The organism is Xanthomonas sp. XNM01 (assembly GCF_014851915.1).
In the GTDB taxonomy this organism is placed as follows: domain Bacteria; phylum Pseudomonadota; class Gammaproteobacteria; order Xanthomonadales; family Xanthomonadaceae; genus Pseudoxanthomonas.
Genome location: NZ_JACVAP010000006.1, coordinates 65,113 through 79,032 on the forward strand (window position 1 = coordinate 65,113; position 13,920 = coordinate 79,032).

General features: G+C 70.9%; 12 protein-coding genes. 6 read left to right on the top strand and 6 right to left on the bottom strand.

Annotated elements, in window-relative coordinates; translation table 11 throughout:
• The first annotated feature begins 303 nt into the window (after positions 1-303).
• Positions 304-750 (top strand): universal stress protein, encoded by a 447-nt coding sequence (locus IB242_RS18095; protein ID WP_192282843.1) that lies wholly within the window; start codon positions 304-306, stop codon positions 748-750.
• Positions 751-964: 214 nt separating this feature from the next.
• Here the strand turns inward: IB242_RS18095 and IB242_RS18100 are convergent, their stop codons facing one another.
• Both IB242_RS18100 and IB242_RS18105 read right to left on the bottom strand, forming a co-directional pair.
• Positions 965-1,534 carry a manganese efflux pump MntP family protein gene (locus tag IB242_RS18100; protein WP_192282845.1) on the bottom strand — a complete coding sequence of 190 codons (570 nt, stop codon included), beginning with the start codon at positions 1,532-1,534 and terminating at the stop codon, positions 965-967.
• A gap of 402 nt (positions 1,535-1,936) precedes the next feature.
• On the bottom strand, positions 1,937-2,827 hold the full coding sequence (locus IB242_RS18105; RefSeq protein ID WP_192282847.1) for an aldo/keto reductase family oxidoreductase: 891 nt from the start codon (positions 2,825-2,827) through the stop codon (positions 1,937-1,939).
• A 94-nt stretch (positions 2,828-2,921) separates the two neighbouring features.
• Between IB242_RS18105 and IB242_RS18110 the strand changes: the two genes are divergently transcribed.
• From IB242_RS18110 to IB242_RS18120, 3 genes are all read left to right on the top strand, one after another.
• Complete coding sequence (locus IB242_RS18110; RefSeq protein WP_192282849.1) at positions 2,922-3,833, top strand: LysR family transcriptional regulator; 912 nt, start codon at positions 2,922-2,924, stop codon at positions 3,831-3,833.
• Between the two features lie 500 nt (positions 3,834-4,333).
• On the top strand, positions 4,334-5,272 hold the full coding sequence (locus IB242_RS18115) for an aldo/keto reductase (RefSeq protein WP_192282851.1): 939 nt from the start codon (positions 4,334-4,336) through the stop codon (positions 5,270-5,272).
• 494 nt (positions 5,273-5,766) lie between these two features.
• Positions 5,767-6,885, top strand: a complete 1,119-nt coding sequence (locus IB242_RS18120) for an alkene reductase (protein ID WP_192282853.1) — start codon at positions 5,767-5,769, stop codon at positions 6,883-6,885.
• A 157-nt stretch (positions 6,886-7,042) separates the two neighbouring features.
• On the opposite strand, the gene IB242_RS18125 is transcribed toward IB242_RS18120, so the two are convergent.
• A complete protein-coding gene (locus tag IB242_RS18125; RefSeq protein ID WP_304952522.1) occupies positions 7,043-8,935 on the bottom strand; it encodes an ABC transporter ATP-binding protein in 1,893 nt (630 codons plus the stop codon).
• Positions 8,936-8,955: 20 nt separating this feature from the next.
• Positions 8,956-9,510, bottom strand: a complete 555-nt coding sequence (locus IB242_RS18130; RefSeq protein ID WP_192282855.1) for an NAD(P)H-dependent oxidoreductase — start codon at positions 9,508-9,510, stop codon at positions 8,956-8,958.
• 69 nt (positions 9,511-9,579) lie between these two features.
• Here IB242_RS18130 and soxR point away from each other — a divergent pair, with 69 nt between their 5' ends.
• A complete protein-coding gene (gene soxR, locus IB242_RS18135) occupies positions 9,580-10,038 on the top strand; it encodes a redox-sensitive transcriptional activator SoxR (protein WP_192282857.1) in 459 nt (152 codons plus the stop codon).
• 43 nt (positions 10,039-10,081) lie between these two features.
• On the opposite strand, the gene IB242_RS18140 is transcribed toward soxR, so the two are convergent.
• Positions 10,082-10,444 (bottom strand): hypothetical protein, encoded by a 363-nt coding sequence (locus tag IB242_RS18140; RefSeq protein WP_192282859.1) that lies wholly within the window; start codon positions 10,442-10,444, stop codon positions 10,082-10,084.
• 73 nt (positions 10,445-10,517) lie between these two features.
• Positions 10,518-10,811 (bottom strand): DUF2782 domain-containing protein, encoded by a 294-nt coding sequence (locus IB242_RS18145; protein ID WP_192282860.1) that lies wholly within the window; start codon positions 10,809-10,811, stop codon positions 10,518-10,520.
• 98 nt (positions 10,812-10,909) lie between these two features.
• Here IB242_RS18145 and polA point away from each other — a divergent pair, with 98 nt between their 5' ends.
• A complete protein-coding gene (polA, locus tag IB242_RS18150) occupies positions 10,910-13,699 on the top strand; it encodes a DNA polymerase I (RefSeq protein ID WP_192282862.1) in 2,790 nt (929 codons plus the stop codon).
• The last annotated feature ends 221 nt before the right edge of the window (positions 13,700-13,920 follow it).

The window sequence follows — 13,920 nt, forward strand, 5'->3', positions numbered from 1 at the left end:
ACATGCAGTGGGAGCGGCGTGAGCACGCTGCATGCTCGCGCTCGGCAGCCAGTGCCGGCGCGGGACGATCCCCGACCGGCAGGCGGATGCCTGCATCGCGGCAGGCGCATGGCACGACCGGCGGGAACTCCGGCGGCAGCATGGTCTTGAGGTGGTCCCCGGTCGCGCGGAATGGTGTCCAGCGTCAGGGCGCACGCTGTGGAGTACGGGCCAGGACGCGGCGCTTGCGCACGATCAGTGCAGGGCGTTCGCGGGCGCTGTGTTATTCACTCAGGGCGAGTCCGCGCCCGAACGGAGACTGCCATGTTCACCCGCATCCTGATCGCCACCGACGGTTCCGAGCTTGCCGGAAGAGGGCTGGAGCACGGTCTTGCGCTGGCCGCCGCGCTGCGGCTGCCGGTGACCGTGCTGACCGTCACCGAGCCATGGGCGCCGGCGTTCGACGATGCCATCGCCCTGTCAGCCGATCCCACGCTGGCGGCCGACTACCGCAAGGGCTGCGCCGAAAGCGCGCAGCAGATCCTCGATGCCGCCGCGGCGCGCGCCGCGGCCTCGGGGGTCGCCTGCGACACCCTGCATGTGCCCGATGGCTATCCGTCCGACGCGATCGCCAAGGCGGCCGAGGACGTCGGTGCCGGCCTGGTGGTCATGGCGTCGCATGGGCGCCGCGGCCTGGGCAAGGTGCTGCTGGGCAGCCAGACCCAGACGGTGCTGTCGCATTCGAAGGTGCCGGTGCTGGTCGTGCGCTGAGACCCCGACACCGGATGCGACCGCGGTCCATGGAAGGCGAACCGCGCGCTGCGCAGCGCAGTCTGCCCGCAGGCAGTGCGGGACCCGGCGCTGCCCGATGCCTCCGGACCGGAAGCGCGGCCCGATTCCGCCCGATTCCGCCCGCGTGCGACCGGCAGGTGCGGTCGGCGCACGATGCCGCAACCGGCCATGCCGGCGGCCACGACGCGCCGGCTCAGGCCGCGCCGCTCAGGTGCTCGTAGAGGATCACCGAGCCGATCACGATCAGGATCACGCCGCCGATGATCTCGGCGCGCTTGCCGGCCATCGCGCCGAGCACGCGGCCGAGCATGATGCCGGTGGTCACCATCACCAGCGTGCACAGGCCGATGACCGCGGCGACGAGGCCGATCGGCGCATCGAGGAAGGCCAGGCTCACGCCGATGGCCATCGCATCGATGCTGGTCGCGAAGCCGGTGGCGGCCAGGTTCCAGAAGCCGTGCCGCTGCGGGCGTTCCTCGCCCTCGGCCTCCGGGCGGAAACCGTTCCAGATCATGTGCAGGCCCAGCGCACCGAGCACGCCGAACGCGATCCAGTGATCCCACGCGGTGATGTACTGCGCCGCGGCGCTGCCCAGCAGCCAGCCGATCAGCGGCGTCACTGCTTCGATCACACCGAAGATCAGGCCGGCGCGCAGCGCCTCGGTGAAGCGGGGGCGCTGCATGGCCGCGCCCTTGCCGACCGCGGCCGCGAAGGCGTCGGTCGACATCGCGATGCCGATCAGGAGGATGGAAAGCAGGTTCATTCTGGCGTACCGGGCTGGAAGGCGGACACGGCCCGCCAGTCGCCCGGATGCGGGCGACTGAAGCAGGCCGTTGGTCTCGCCAACCCGGAGGTGTCCGCACCACGGCCGCAAGGCCGAGCATGTTGATGCGGACGCGTCGCCGCATTGCGCGGCGAGGCAGGCTACTCCCCAAAGGGGCGCGCATCATAGCACGCAGGCTGCAACCGACCCGCTCCCTTCGGCTTCGCTGCGGCGTGCAGGGGCTTGCTTCGAATCCACCCCAGCCCCGCTGCCCACCGCACGGTGCGGCTGCGGGACCGGAGCGGCGAGAACGCGATGGAGGGCGCACTGCGGACGATGCTGCGTAGACGCCCGCATCGCGGCAGAGCCGGCTGCGCCGACGGCTGCTGCGCGATCAGGCTGTCAGGACGCCGATTGCCGGGCCTCGGCGGACGCGATGCCGATCGCGTCCAGCACGGCGATCGCGTCGGGAGGCAGCACGATGTCGGCGACGGCCAGGTTCTCGCGCAGATGCGCCGGCGAGGACGTGCCCGGGATCAGCAGGATGTTCGGCGCGCGCTGCAGCAGCCAGGCCAGTGCCACCTGCAGCGGCGTGTGCCCGAGGCGCTGCGCCACGGCCGACAGCGTCGTCGACTGCAGTGGCGAGAAGCCGCCGAGCGGGAAGAACGGCACGTAGGCGATGCCGTCCGCGGCCAGCGCGTCGATCAGGGCGTCGTCGGCGCGGTGTGCCAGGTTGTAATGGTTCTGCACGCAGACGATGTCGCACAGGCGGCGGCCCTCCTCGACCTGGGCCGCGGTGACGTTGCTCAGGCCCACATGGCGGACCAGGCCGCGCTGCTGCAGTTCGGCCAGCGCGCTCAGAGGCGCCTCGATGGCACCCTCGACCGGCCCATGGGTGTCGAACATCACCCGCAGGTTCACCACCGGCAGCATGTCCAGCGCGAGATGGCGCAGGTTGTCGTGCACCGCCTGCTCCAGGCTGGCCGCGTCGTCCGCGCGCAGCCATTCCCCGGCCGGACCGCGGCGCGCGCCAACCTTGGTGACCAGGGTGAGCGCCTCGGGATAGGGCGCGAGCGTGTCGCGGATCAGCTGGTTGGTCAGGTGCGGGCCGTAGAAGTCGCTGGTGTCGATGTGGTCGACGCCGGCGTCGATCGCGGCGCGCAGCACGGCGCGTGCCTGGTCGGGGTCGCGCGGCGGGCCGAACACGCCCGGACCGGCCAGTTGCATGGCGCCGTAGCCCAGGCGGTGCACGCTGCGGGTGCCGAGGGAAAACGTGCGGGTGACGGTCTGCATCGGAAGATCCTCCAGTCGGGAGCGACAGCCTAGTCGGCGTCGTTTGCCCCGATAAGCGCCTATGATCCGCACGGGCTGTACGGAACGCCGCACAATGGATCCCGATCTGAACGACCTCGCCGCCTTCGTCGCCGTCGCCCGCGCCGGCGGCTTCCGCGATGCGGCGCGGCAGACCGATACCAGCGCCTCGCGGCTGAGCGACGCGGTCCGACGTCTGGAGGCCGGGCTCGGCCTGCGCCTGCTGCATCGCACGACCCGCAGCGTGACCCCGACCGAGGCCGGACGCAGCCTGCTCGATCGCCTGTCGCCGGCTCTGGGCGAGGTGAGCGCGGCGCTGGATGCGGTCAACCGCTTCCGCGACCGTCCCTCCGGCACGCTGCGGCTGAACGTGCCGGTTTCGGCCGCGCGGCTGGTGCTGCCGTCGATCGTGCCGGCCTTCCTCGCGCGCTATCCGGACATCGTGCTGGAGGTGGAGACCGAGGAGAGTTTCGTCGACGTGCTCGCCGCCGGCTGCGATGCCGGCATCCGCTACGGCGAGCGGCTGGAGCAGGACATGATCGCGCTGCCGATCGGTCCGCCGGTGCAGCGCCTGGCCACGGCGGCGGCACCCGCCTGGCTGGACCGCAACGGCCGCCCGTCGCATCCGCGCGACCTGCTCGGCCAGCCCTGCCTGCACGGCCGCTTTCCCAGCGGCCACCTGCCGCCCTGGACCTTCGTGCGCGGCGCCGAGACGGTGGAGATCCACCCGTCCGGCCCGCTGCGGGTACGCATCGGCGGCGGCGTCGACCTGCTGGTGGAGGCGGCCATCGCCGGGCTCGGTTTCGTGCATCTGTTCGAGCAGTGGCTGCAGCCGCATCTGGACAGCGGTGCGCTGGAGCCGGTGCTGGTGGACTGGTGGGAAGCGTTCCCTGGGCCGTTTCTCTACTACCCCGGCCGCCGGCACGTGCCCGAGCCGCTGCGCGTGTTCATCGAGTTCGTGCGCGCGTCGAATGCGGGAGCGCAGTAGCGGTGCCACGCCCCGACACGACGGCGGTGGGGCCGCATGGTCCGCCGGTCGAAGCGTCCACACAGGACGGCCGTCCGCGACCACGTCGCCGCACCTGATCGTCGCCGGCCATGGCATCGCGCGCATGCAGGGCGGTGTTGCGTGGCACGGCCGCAGCGCATGTGGCACTGCCGCACCATGCCGCCCTGTGTCGCGCCCGGCATGCGCCGACGGGATGACGGGATGGTCGATGCGTTCGGCGCGGTGCCGTTGCCGCACGCATGGCGTGCTTCGCACCGCGTTTTGATGCCGCGGCGCGTCCCGCCGTATGCTGCGGACGATCCGGCATGACGGTCCGCCCGGCAGCAGGGGCGGATGATGCGGATCCCGGGCCGATCCTGCATCGGCCAGTGCACGATCGTTGTCCCGCCATTGCCCGCCGCCGTCGCCGTTGGCGAACGATCTGGCGCGGCGTCGTTTCCGCCGCGGCATTCGCCGGGCCCCCGAACAGGAGCCGTCCCATGTACTCGCGTCGCGATTTCCTCGCCACTTCCATCCTCGCCGGCCTCGGCCTGGCCACCGCCGGCAGCATCGGCAGCCTGTTCGCGGCTCCGCCCGCCGCGCGCGCAGGCAGTGGCCTGCTGACCCGGCCGATCCCGTCCACCGGCGAAGCGCTGCCGGTGATCGGTGCCGGCACCTCGGGCAGCTACGACGTCGCCGTCGGCACGCCCGAGTACGCGCAGCTGCAGGACGTGCTGAAGATCTTCTTCGACGGCGGCGCCCGCGTGATCGATACGGCCCCCAACTATGGCAAGGCCGACGCCACGCTCGGCCAGCTGCTCACCGATGGCGGCTGGCACGACAGGGTCTTCCTGGCGACCAAGATCGCCGCCGACAGCGCCGAAGCCGCGCAGGCGCAGTGGGCGCAGTCGCTGGCGAAGCTGCAGACCGACACGGTCGACCTGCTGTTCGTGCACAACCTGCGCGACTGGAAGCGCCAGCTGGGGTATGCGCGCGAACTGAAGGCGCAGGGGAAGACCCGCTATGTCGGCGTCACCCATTACATCGACAGCGGACTGCCGGAACTGGAGCGGGTGCTGCGCAGCGAAAAGCTCGACTTCATCCAGATCCATTATTCGGTCAACGCCACCGCCGCGGCACGGACCGTGCTGCCGCTGGCGCAGGAGAAGGGCGTGGCGGTGCTGATCAATCGCGCGTTCGACGACGGCAAGCTGTTCGCCCAGGTTCGCGACCGGGCACTGCCGGGCTGGGCGGCGGAAGCCGGCATCACCTCGTGGGCGCAGCTGTTCCTGAAATTCGCGATCAGCCACCCGGCGGTGACCACCGTGATCCCGGCGACAGGCAAGCCCGACCGCCAGCTCGACCAGCTCAAGGCCGGCATCGGCCCGCTGCTGAGCCAGCCCCAGCAGCAGGAACTGGTGCGCAGTTTCGCCGGCTGAGCGCTGCATGGCGTGGGCGTTGCGACCCGGTCGCGGCGCCTCACCGCGCTTACGGGAGAGGCGGGCAACGCCGGTCACGCATCGTGCCCGGCGTCGATAACGGCATCGACGCATGGACGCCGGGCGGCCTTCGGCACGCGGGTGGCGTCGCGGGAGCGATCCCCGCGCACGGGACGGACCTGACCGGCAATCGATAGCGGGCCTGCGGGGTGTGGCGCCGGCCAGCGTGCCGCCATCGCCGGCGTCGCTGCGGATTCGCTTCGACGCGGTGGCCGTACCGCCTGGCATCCGCGCGGGGCGGTGCGGCCAGCGGACACCGGTCGCGTTGTCGCCGCAGCGGACGACGCGGCGACGACCGCTGCACGCGATCTCGGTCGGCCGCCACGGCCCGATCACGCCACCCGCTGCAACACTGCATTGCGGAGCGGCGGCTGGTGGAGCGGACGGCGCGCCCGCATGTCGACCATCCGCTTCCCCCAGTCACAAGGTTCCCCATGTCCTCGTTGTTCGATCCGCTGACCGTCGGCGCCTGGCAGCTGCCCAACCGCGTCGTGATGGCGCCGCTGACCCGCAACCGCTCGCCCGGCGCGGTGCCGCGCCCGATCACCGCGACCTACTACGCACAGCGCGCCAGCGCTGGCCTGTTGATCACCGAGGCCACCGCGATCAGCCACCAGGGCCAGGGCTACGCCGACGTGCCCGGCCTGTACGCGCCGGAGCAGCTGGAAGGTTGGCGCGCGGTCACCGACGCGGTGCATGCCGCCGGTGGACGCATCGTCACCCAGCTGTGGCACGTGGGCCGGATCTCGCACACCGAACTGCAGCCGGACGGCCAGGCGCCGGTGGCGCCCTCGGCGATCCGCGCCAAGGCCAAGACCTTCCTGGTCGATGGCGAGGGCGGTGGCCGCTTCGAGGACACGTCCGAGCCGCGCGCGCTGCGTCTGGACGAGCTGCCCGGCATCGTCGCCGACTACCGCCGCGCGGCGCGTGCCGCGGTCGAGGCCGGCTTCGATGGCGTCGAACTGCATGCGGCCAACGGCTACCTGCTCGACCAGTTCCTGCGCGCCGGCAGCAACCATCGCGACGACGCCTACGGCGGCAGCATCGAGAACCGCGCGCGCCTGCTCGACGAGGTGCTGACCGCCATCGTCGAGGAGATCGGCGCCGAGCGTACCGGCATCCGCATCTCGCCGGTCACCCCGGCCAACGATGCCTTCGACCCGCAGCCGCAGCCGCTGTTCGAGCACGTCGCCCGCCTGCTGGCGAAGCATGCGCTGGCCTACGTGCACGTGATCGAAGGCGCCACCGGCGGCCCGCGCGATTACGTGCAGGGCGATGCGCCGTTCGACTACGCCGCGCTGCAGGCGGCCTATCGTGCCGCTGGCGGCCGTGGCGCGTGGATGGGCAACAACGGCTACGACCGTGCCTCGGCGCTGGCCGCGGTCGAGCGCGGCGAGGCCGACCTGATCGCGTTCGGCAAGGCCTACATCGCCAATCCCGACCTGGTCGAGCGGCTGCAGGCCGATGCGCCGTTGAACACGCCGGATACCGCCACGTTCTACGGCGGCGGCGGCGAGCGTGGCTACACCGACTACCCGACGCTGGCCGGCTGAGGCCGGCGCATCGCCCACGCCCGGTGGTTCCGGGCGTGGGGATGTCGTGGGGTTGGCGCGCAGGTCCGTGACCGGATGACGCCGCCGGACCGGGCACCACCGCAGCCGTGAGGTGTGGCGGTGTGCCGGCGTGATGCCGCCGCGGCGCGGTGACCGCTCAGCCTTCGTCCAGGAACCCGCCGGACTGGCGCTGCCACAGCTGCGCGTACAGGCCGCCCTGCGCGAGCAGCTGCTCGTGCGTGCCCTGTTCGACGATCCTGCCCTGGTCCATCACCACCAGACGGTCCATCGCCGCGATCGTCGACAGCCGGTGCGCGATCGCGATCACCGTCTTGCCCTGCATCAGCCGGTACAGGTTTTCCTGGATCACCGCCTCGACTTCCGAGTCCAGCGCCGACGTCGCCTCGTCCAGCACCAGGATCGGCGCGTTCTTCAGCAGCACGCGCGCGATCGCGATGCGCTGGCGCTGGCCGCCCGACAGCTTCACGCCACGCTCGCCGACCTGGGCGTCGTAGCCCTGCCGGCCCTTGGCGTCGACCAGCGCCAGGATGAAGTCGTGCGCGTTGGCCTGGCGCGCGGCCTCGATCATCTCCGCCTCGCTCGCGTCCGGTCGCCCGTACAGGATGTTGTCGCGCACCGTGCGGTGCAGCAGCGAGGTGTCCTGGGTGACCACGCCGATGCTGGCGCGCAGCGATTCCTGGGTGACGGTGGCGATGTCGGTGCCGTCGATGCGGATGTGCCCGGCCTCGCGGTCGTAGAAGCGCAGCAGCAGGTTGACCAGGGTCGACTTGCCGGCGCCGGAGCGGCCGACCAGGCCTACCTTCTCGCCGGGCCGCACGTGCAGGTCCAGGCCTTCGATCACGCCGCCCTGTTTGCCGTAGTGGAACGACATCGCCTCGAAGCGGATGTCGCCGCGCACCGCGACCAGCGGCTGCGCATCGTCCGCGTCGTCGACCATCGGCGGCAGCGCGATCGAGTTGATCCCGTCCTGCACGGTGCCGATGTTCTCGAACAGCGCCGACATCTCCCACATGATCCACTGCGACATGCCCATCAGGCGCAGCACGAAGGCGATCGCCACCGCGATCGCGCCGACGCTGACCGCATCCTGCATCCACAGCACGATGCCGAGCGTGGCCACCGCGAACAGCAGCAGCATGTTCAGCACGTCGTTGCTGACGTTGACGAAACTGGCCAGCCGCATCTGCCGGTGCACGGTGCCGAGGAAGCCGTCCATCGACTCGCGCGCGTAGTCCTCCTCGCGCCGCGAGTGCGAGAACAGCTTGACCGTGGCGATGTTGGTGTAGCTGTCGACGATGCGGCCGGTCATGGTCGAGCGCGCGTCGGCCTGCGCCTGGGCGACCCTGTTCAGGCGCGGGATCGCGTAGCGCAGCAGCGCGCCGTAGGCCAGCATCCAGCCCAGGAACGGCAGCATCAGGCGCCAGTCGGCCGAGGCGGCCACGATCAGCGCGCCGCCGAAGTAGACGACCACGTAGTTGCCGACGTCGAGCAGCTTGATCACCGTCTCGCGCACCGCCAGCGAGGTCTGCATCAGCTTGGTCGCGACCCGGCCGGCGAACTCGTCCTGGAAGTAGCTCATCGACTGGCGCAGCAGGTAGCGGTGCACCTGCCAGCGGATCCGCATCGGGAAGTTGCCGAGCAGGGTCTGGTGGATCACCAGCGCGCTGAGCAGGTTCAGCGCCGGCATCAGCACCAGCACCACCAGCGCCATCAGCGCGAAGTTCCAGCCTTCGGCGGCCAGGAAGGTGTCCGGCGTGTGGCTGGACAGGCGGTCGACGATCGAGCCGGTGAATGCGTACAGCAGCACCTCGGTCACGGCGATGGCGGTGGTCAGCAACGCCATCAGCACCAGCCACGGCTCGGTGCCGCGGGTGTAGTGCCGGCAGAACGCGTACAGCGTGCGCGGCGGCTGCACCGGGGCCTCGGCCGGATACGCGTCGATCCGGCGCTCGAACCAGCGGAACAGGGCGCTGCGGCGCGGGGGGCGGGCGGTGGTGGTCGGGTCGGGGCGTGCGTCGGTGTGCTGCATGGGAGCTTGGTGTGCGCCGCTCAGGCGGCGATGCGTTCGTAGGGGGACAGCAGGCGGGCCTGGTGCAGGGCCGCGGCCCACCAGTGCAGGCGGGCCAGCGCCAGCCGCATCGCCTCGGTGGCCGGGTGGCCGGCAGCCAGTCCGCCTTCGGCGTCGAACTGGTCGCGCGCATGGGCGAAGCTGACGCCATCGCGCAGCGGCACCGCGTGCAGGCTGGCGAACACCTGGCGCAGCTGCTCGACCGCACGCAGGCCGCCGGACAGGCCGCCGTACGAGACGAAGGCGACAGGCTTGGCCTGCCACTGGGTGTAGACCGCGTCGATCATGGCCTTCAGTGGCGCCGGATAGCCGTGATTGTACTCCGGGGTCACGACAAGGAAGGCATCGGCCTCGCGCACGCGGCGCAGCAGGGTCGGGGTGTCGCGGCCGGCCGGTGTGGCCGGATCCAGGCGCTCGATGCTCCAGCCGCCGTAAGCGCTGGCACGCTGCAGCGCCCAGCCGGCGACGGTGTCGCAGAAGCGCAGCGGGCGGTCGCTGCCGTAGAGCAGGGCGAGGCGGAGGGTAGGCAGGTGCATGTCGGGACCAGCGGTGCGGAAGAGGTGTGGCAGGCTAGGACCTCAACCTAAGTCGAGGTCAAGCCGGCGATGGCGGAACAACGGGAACGGCGGGGCGGCTGGCTGTCGGTCGGGCAGGTCGCCGCGCGCAGCGGCGTCGCCGTCTCGGCGCTGCATTTCTACGAGGCCAAGGGGTTGATCCACAGCGAGCGCAATGCCGGCAACCAGCGCCGCTACGGCCGCGACGTGCTGCGCCGGATCGCGGTGATCAAGGTCGCCCAGCGCGCCGGCGTGCCGTTGGCCGAGATCGCGCGTGCGCTGCAGGCGCTGCCGGCCGGTGCGGCACCGGACCGGGCCGACTGGCAGCGGCTGTCGCGGCGCTGGCGGGCGGATCTGGATGCGCGGATCGCCCAGCTGACCCGACTGCGCGATCACCTGGACGGCTGCATCGGCTGCGGCTGCCTGTCGCTGCGCGAGTGCCCGCTGCGCAATCCGCAGGACGTGCTGGGCGAGGAGGGGAGCGGACCGCGGCTGCTGCAGCCGGATTGACGCCGGGCGGATCCATGCCGCTGCACGGTTCAGCGCTCGCGGCTCAATCCGCGGCGGGCCACTGGCGGAAGGTCACGCAGACCGTGGTCGGGTCCAGCATCGCGAACTCGCGGGCGCCCCACGGCCGCAGCGCGATGCGGTCGGCATTGGGATGCAGGAACTGCGGGGCGCGCGCCGACAGTTCGGCGAACACCGCATCGATGTCGTCGGTGTCGATGCCCAGATCGGGGCGCTCGCCGCCTTCGTGGCCGGGACTGCGGACCAGATAGGCCTTGGCCCCATCGCGCTCGACCACCGCCATGTCCGCGTCCTGGTAGCCGACCCGGAAGCCGAGCCCGTCGACGAAGAAGGCGAGCCCGGTCTGCAGCTCGTCGTAGAAGATCTTCGGGATGAGGTTCCTGAACATCGGACGATTCCAGGCGGACGGGCGACGGCGACCGCGTGACGTGCGATCGCCGCTCAGGCGGTCGCCGCGCGGCTCACCACTGGAACAGCTGCCAGTAGGTGGCCGGCACGTCGTCGCGGTCGCGATCCAGGCTGCCGTCGCCGTCGCGGTCGTACAGGTAGTAGGCCGGGCCGCGCGGCGGGGTGATCTTCACCATCCGCAGCTGGCCGCCGACGCGGTATTCCTCGACCACGTCGCCGTTGTCCATGGTGCGGCTGGCCACATCGGCGCCGGCCACGTCGACCGGCGCACCGCCGGTGGTGGCGCAGCCGGCGAGCGACAACACCGCACCGAGCGCGGCGGCCTGAAGGAACGTCCTGGTCTGCATGGCGGTGTCTCGCTCGTTGCGGGAGTCCCGATTATGCGCCCGCCGGTGGTGGCCGTGGCGTCGACGTGGGTGCAGGTCGGCTCACGTAGAATCCGCGCATGACACGACTTGTCCTGATCGACGGCTCCAGCTACCTCTACCGCGCCTTCCACGCGCTGCCGCCGCTGACCAACGCCCACGGCGAGCCCACCGGCGCGCTGTTCGGCGTGGTCAACATGCTGCGCGCGACGCTGAAGGAGAAGCCCGACTACGTCGCCTTCGTGGTCGACGCGCCCGGCAAGACCTTCCGCGACGATCTCTATCCGCAGTACAAGGCCAACCGCCCGCCGATGCCCGACGACCTGCGCGCGCAGGTGCAGCCGATGTGCGAGATCGTGCAGGCGCTGGGCATCGACATCCTGCGCATCGGGGGCGTGGAGGCCGACGACGTGATCGGCACCCTGGCGCTGGCCGCGTTCGGCGATGGCATCGCGGTGACCATCTCCACCGGCGACAAGGATTTCGCCCAGCTGGTCAGACCGGGCGTGGAGCTGGTCAACACGATGACCGGCAGCCGCATGGATTCGGACGAGGCGGTGATCGCCAAGTTCGGCGTGCATGCCGCGCAGATCGTCGACCTGCTGGCGCTGATGGGTGACACCGTCGACAACGTGCCCGGCGTGGAGAAGTGCGGGCCCAAGACCGCGGCCAAGTGGCTGTCCGAGTACGGGTCGCTGGATGGCGTGATCGCGGCCGCGCCGCAGATCAAGGGCAAGATCGGCGAGAACCTGCGCGCGGCGCTGGAGCGGCTGCCGCTGAACCGCGAACTGGTCACCATCCGCACCGACGTGGCCCTGTCGCAGGGCCCGCGCGACCTGCAGCTGCGCGCGCCCGAGACCGGAGCGCTGCGCACGCTGTACGCGCGCTATGGCTTCAACCAGGCACTGAAGGAACTCGAGGGCGGCAGCGGTGGCGACGCGCCGATGCTGGATGCCGCGGTCGCCACCGCGCGCACCGAGCCCGGCCGGGCACGCAGCACCGGCTTCGTCGCTGCCGCCGCGGCGCCGTCCGTGGCGGTCGACCCGGCCCTGTCGGCGCCGGGCGCGTACGAGGCGATCACCGAGGCTGCCCAGCTCGACGCCTGGATCGCGCGCCTGCGCGCGGCCGGCCAGTTCGCGCTCGATACCGAGACCGACAGCCTGGACGCGATGCAGGCCAACCTGGTCGGCCTGAGCTTCGCCGCCGAGACCGGCCAGGCCGCCTACCTGCCACTGGGCCACGACTATCCCGGCGCGCCGGCGCAGCTGGATCGCGCCCAGGCGCTGGAACGGCTGCGTCCGCTGCTGGAAGACGCCGGCGTGCGCAAGCTCGGCCAGCACGGCAAGTACGACCTGCACGTGCTGCGCCGGCACGGCATCGCGCTGGCCGGCTACGCCGACGACACGCTGCTGGAGAGCTTCGTGATCGAGTCCGGCACCGCCCGCCACGACATGGACAGCCTGGCCCGTCGCCATCTCGGCTACGAGACGATCAAGTACGAGGACGTGGCCGGCAAGGGTGCCAAGCAGATCCCGTTCTCGCACGTCGGCCTGGACGAGGCCACCCGGTACGCCGCCGAGGACGCCGACATCACCCTGCGCCTGCACCGGGTGCTGGCGCCGCGTCTGCAGGCCGAGCCGGTGCTGGAGGCGGTCTACCGCGACATCGAGATGCCGCTGGTGCAGGTGCTGGCCCGGATCGAGGCCAACGGCGTGCAGGTCGATGCCGACGAGCTGCGCCGGCAGAGCGCCGACCTGTCGCGGCGGATGCTGGCCGCCCAGCAGCGCGCCACCGAACTGGCCGGGCGGACCTTCAACCTGGATTCGCCCAAACAGCTGCAGGCGCTGCTGTTCGACGAGCTGAAGCTGCCGGCGGTGGTGAAGACCCCGAAGGGCCAGCCATCGACGAACGAAGAGGCGCTGGAGGCGATCGCCGACCAGCACGAACTGCCGCGGGTGATCCTGGAGTACCGCGGCCTGGCCAAGCTGCGCAGCACCTACACCGACAAGCTGCCGGAGATGATCAATCCGGTCACCGGCCGCGTGCACACCAGCTACCACCAGGCCGGCGCGGCCACCGGGCGGCTGTCCTCGTCCGATCCGAACCTGCAGAACATCCCGATCCGCACCGACGACGGCCGCCGCATCCGTCAGGCCTTCGTCGCTCCGGCCGGGCGCAGGCTGGTGGCCTGCGACTACTCGCAGATCGAGCTGCGGATCATGGCCCACCTGTCGCAGGATCCGGGTCTGGTGCGCGCGTTCGAATCCGGCGCCGACGTGCACCGCGCGACCGCGGCCGAGGTCTTCGGCCGCGCCAGCATCGACGAGGTCACCGGCAACGAGCGGCGTGCGGCCAAGGCGATCAACTTCGGCCTGATGTACGGCATGAGCGCGTTCGGGCTGGCCCGCCAGCTCGGCATCGGCCGCGGCGAGGCGCAGGACTACATCGCGCTGTACTTCAGCCGCTACCCGGGCGTGCGCGACTACATGGAGTCCACCCGCCAGCAGGCGCGCGAGAAGGGCTATGTGGAAACCGTGTCCGGCCGCCGCCTGTATCTGGACTACATCAACGCCGGCACCCAGGGCCAGCGCGCCGGCGCCGAGCGCGCGGCGATCAACGCGCCGATGCAGGGCACCGCGGCCGACATCATCAAGCGGGCGATGGTGTCGGTGGACGCCTGGCTGGGCGGCCACCGGGAGCGCGCACTGATGATCCTGCAGGTGCACGACGAACTGGTGTTCGAGGCCGACGAAGGCTTCGTGCCGGAGCTGGTCGAAGCGGTCACCGCGCGCATGTCGGGCGCGGCGGAACTGAGCGTTCCATTGGTCGTCGATACCGGGATCGGCAGCAACTGGGACGAGGCGCATTGAGCACAAAAATGAATGCCTGGCGGCGCCGCCAGGCATTCATCTGCATTAACCACTTCAGGCGTGGCGCGTGTTTGCAGCGTTGCACGCCGGTCGAATGAATCCGCCCTAAATCCAATGGGTTTTTAACCGGATCCTTCACGAACTATCCATGTTGGAAGTGGTCATATAGTTCGCGACAGGTGCAACGCCTGTCGCAGATCTCTCCCTTCCCCTGGAGCAGA

What these genes read in the sequence shown, in the direction of transcription:
- IB242_RS18100 (WP_192282845.1), bottom strand. Translation starts at nt 1,534, where the DNA reads ATGAACCTGCTTTCCATCCTCCTGATCGGCATCGCGATGTCGACCGAC.
- IB242_RS18140 (WP_192282859.1), bottom strand. Translation starts at nt 10,444, where the DNA reads ATGTTCAGGAACCTCATCCCGAAGATCTTCTACGACGAGCTGCAGACC.
- IB242_RS18110 (WP_192282849.1), top strand. Translation starts at nt 2,922, where the DNA reads ATGGATCCCGATCTGAACGACCTCGCCGCCTTCGTCGCCGTCGCCCGC.
- IB242_RS18125 (WP_304952522.1), bottom strand. Translation starts at nt 8,935, where the DNA reads ATGCAGCACACCGACGCACGCCCCGACCCGACCACCACCGCCCGCCCC.
- IB242_RS18130 (WP_192282855.1), bottom strand. Translation starts at nt 9,510, where the DNA reads ATGCACCTGCCTACCCTCCGCCTCGCCCTGCTCTACGGCAGCGACCGC.
- IB242_RS18145 (WP_192282860.1), bottom strand. Translation starts at nt 10,811, where the DNA reads ATGCAGACCAGGACGTTCCTTCAGGCCGCCGCGCTCGGTGCGGTGTTG.
- soxR (WP_192282857.1), top strand. Translation starts at nt 9,580, where the DNA reads ATGGCGGAACAACGGGAACGGCGGGGCGGCTGGCTGTCGGTCGGGCAG.
- IB242_RS18120 (WP_192282853.1), top strand. Translation starts at nt 5,767, where the DNA reads ATGTCCTCGTTGTTCGATCCGCTGACCGTCGGCGCCTGGCAGCTGCCC.
- IB242_RS18105 (WP_192282847.1), bottom strand. Translation starts at nt 2,827, where the DNA reads ATGCAGACCGTCACCCGCACGTTTTCCCTCGGCACCCGCAGCGTGCAC.
- polA (WP_192282862.1), top strand. Translation starts at nt 10,910, where the DNA reads ATGACACGACTTGTCCTGATCGACGGCTCCAGCTACCTCTACCGCGCC.
- IB242_RS18115 (WP_192282851.1), top strand. Translation starts at nt 4,334, where the DNA reads ATGTACTCGCGTCGCGATTTCCTCGCCACTTCCATCCTCGCCGGCCTC.
- IB242_RS18095 (WP_192282843.1), top strand. Translation starts at nt 304, where the DNA reads ATGTTCACCCGCATCCTGATCGCCACCGACGGTTCCGAGCTTGCCGGA.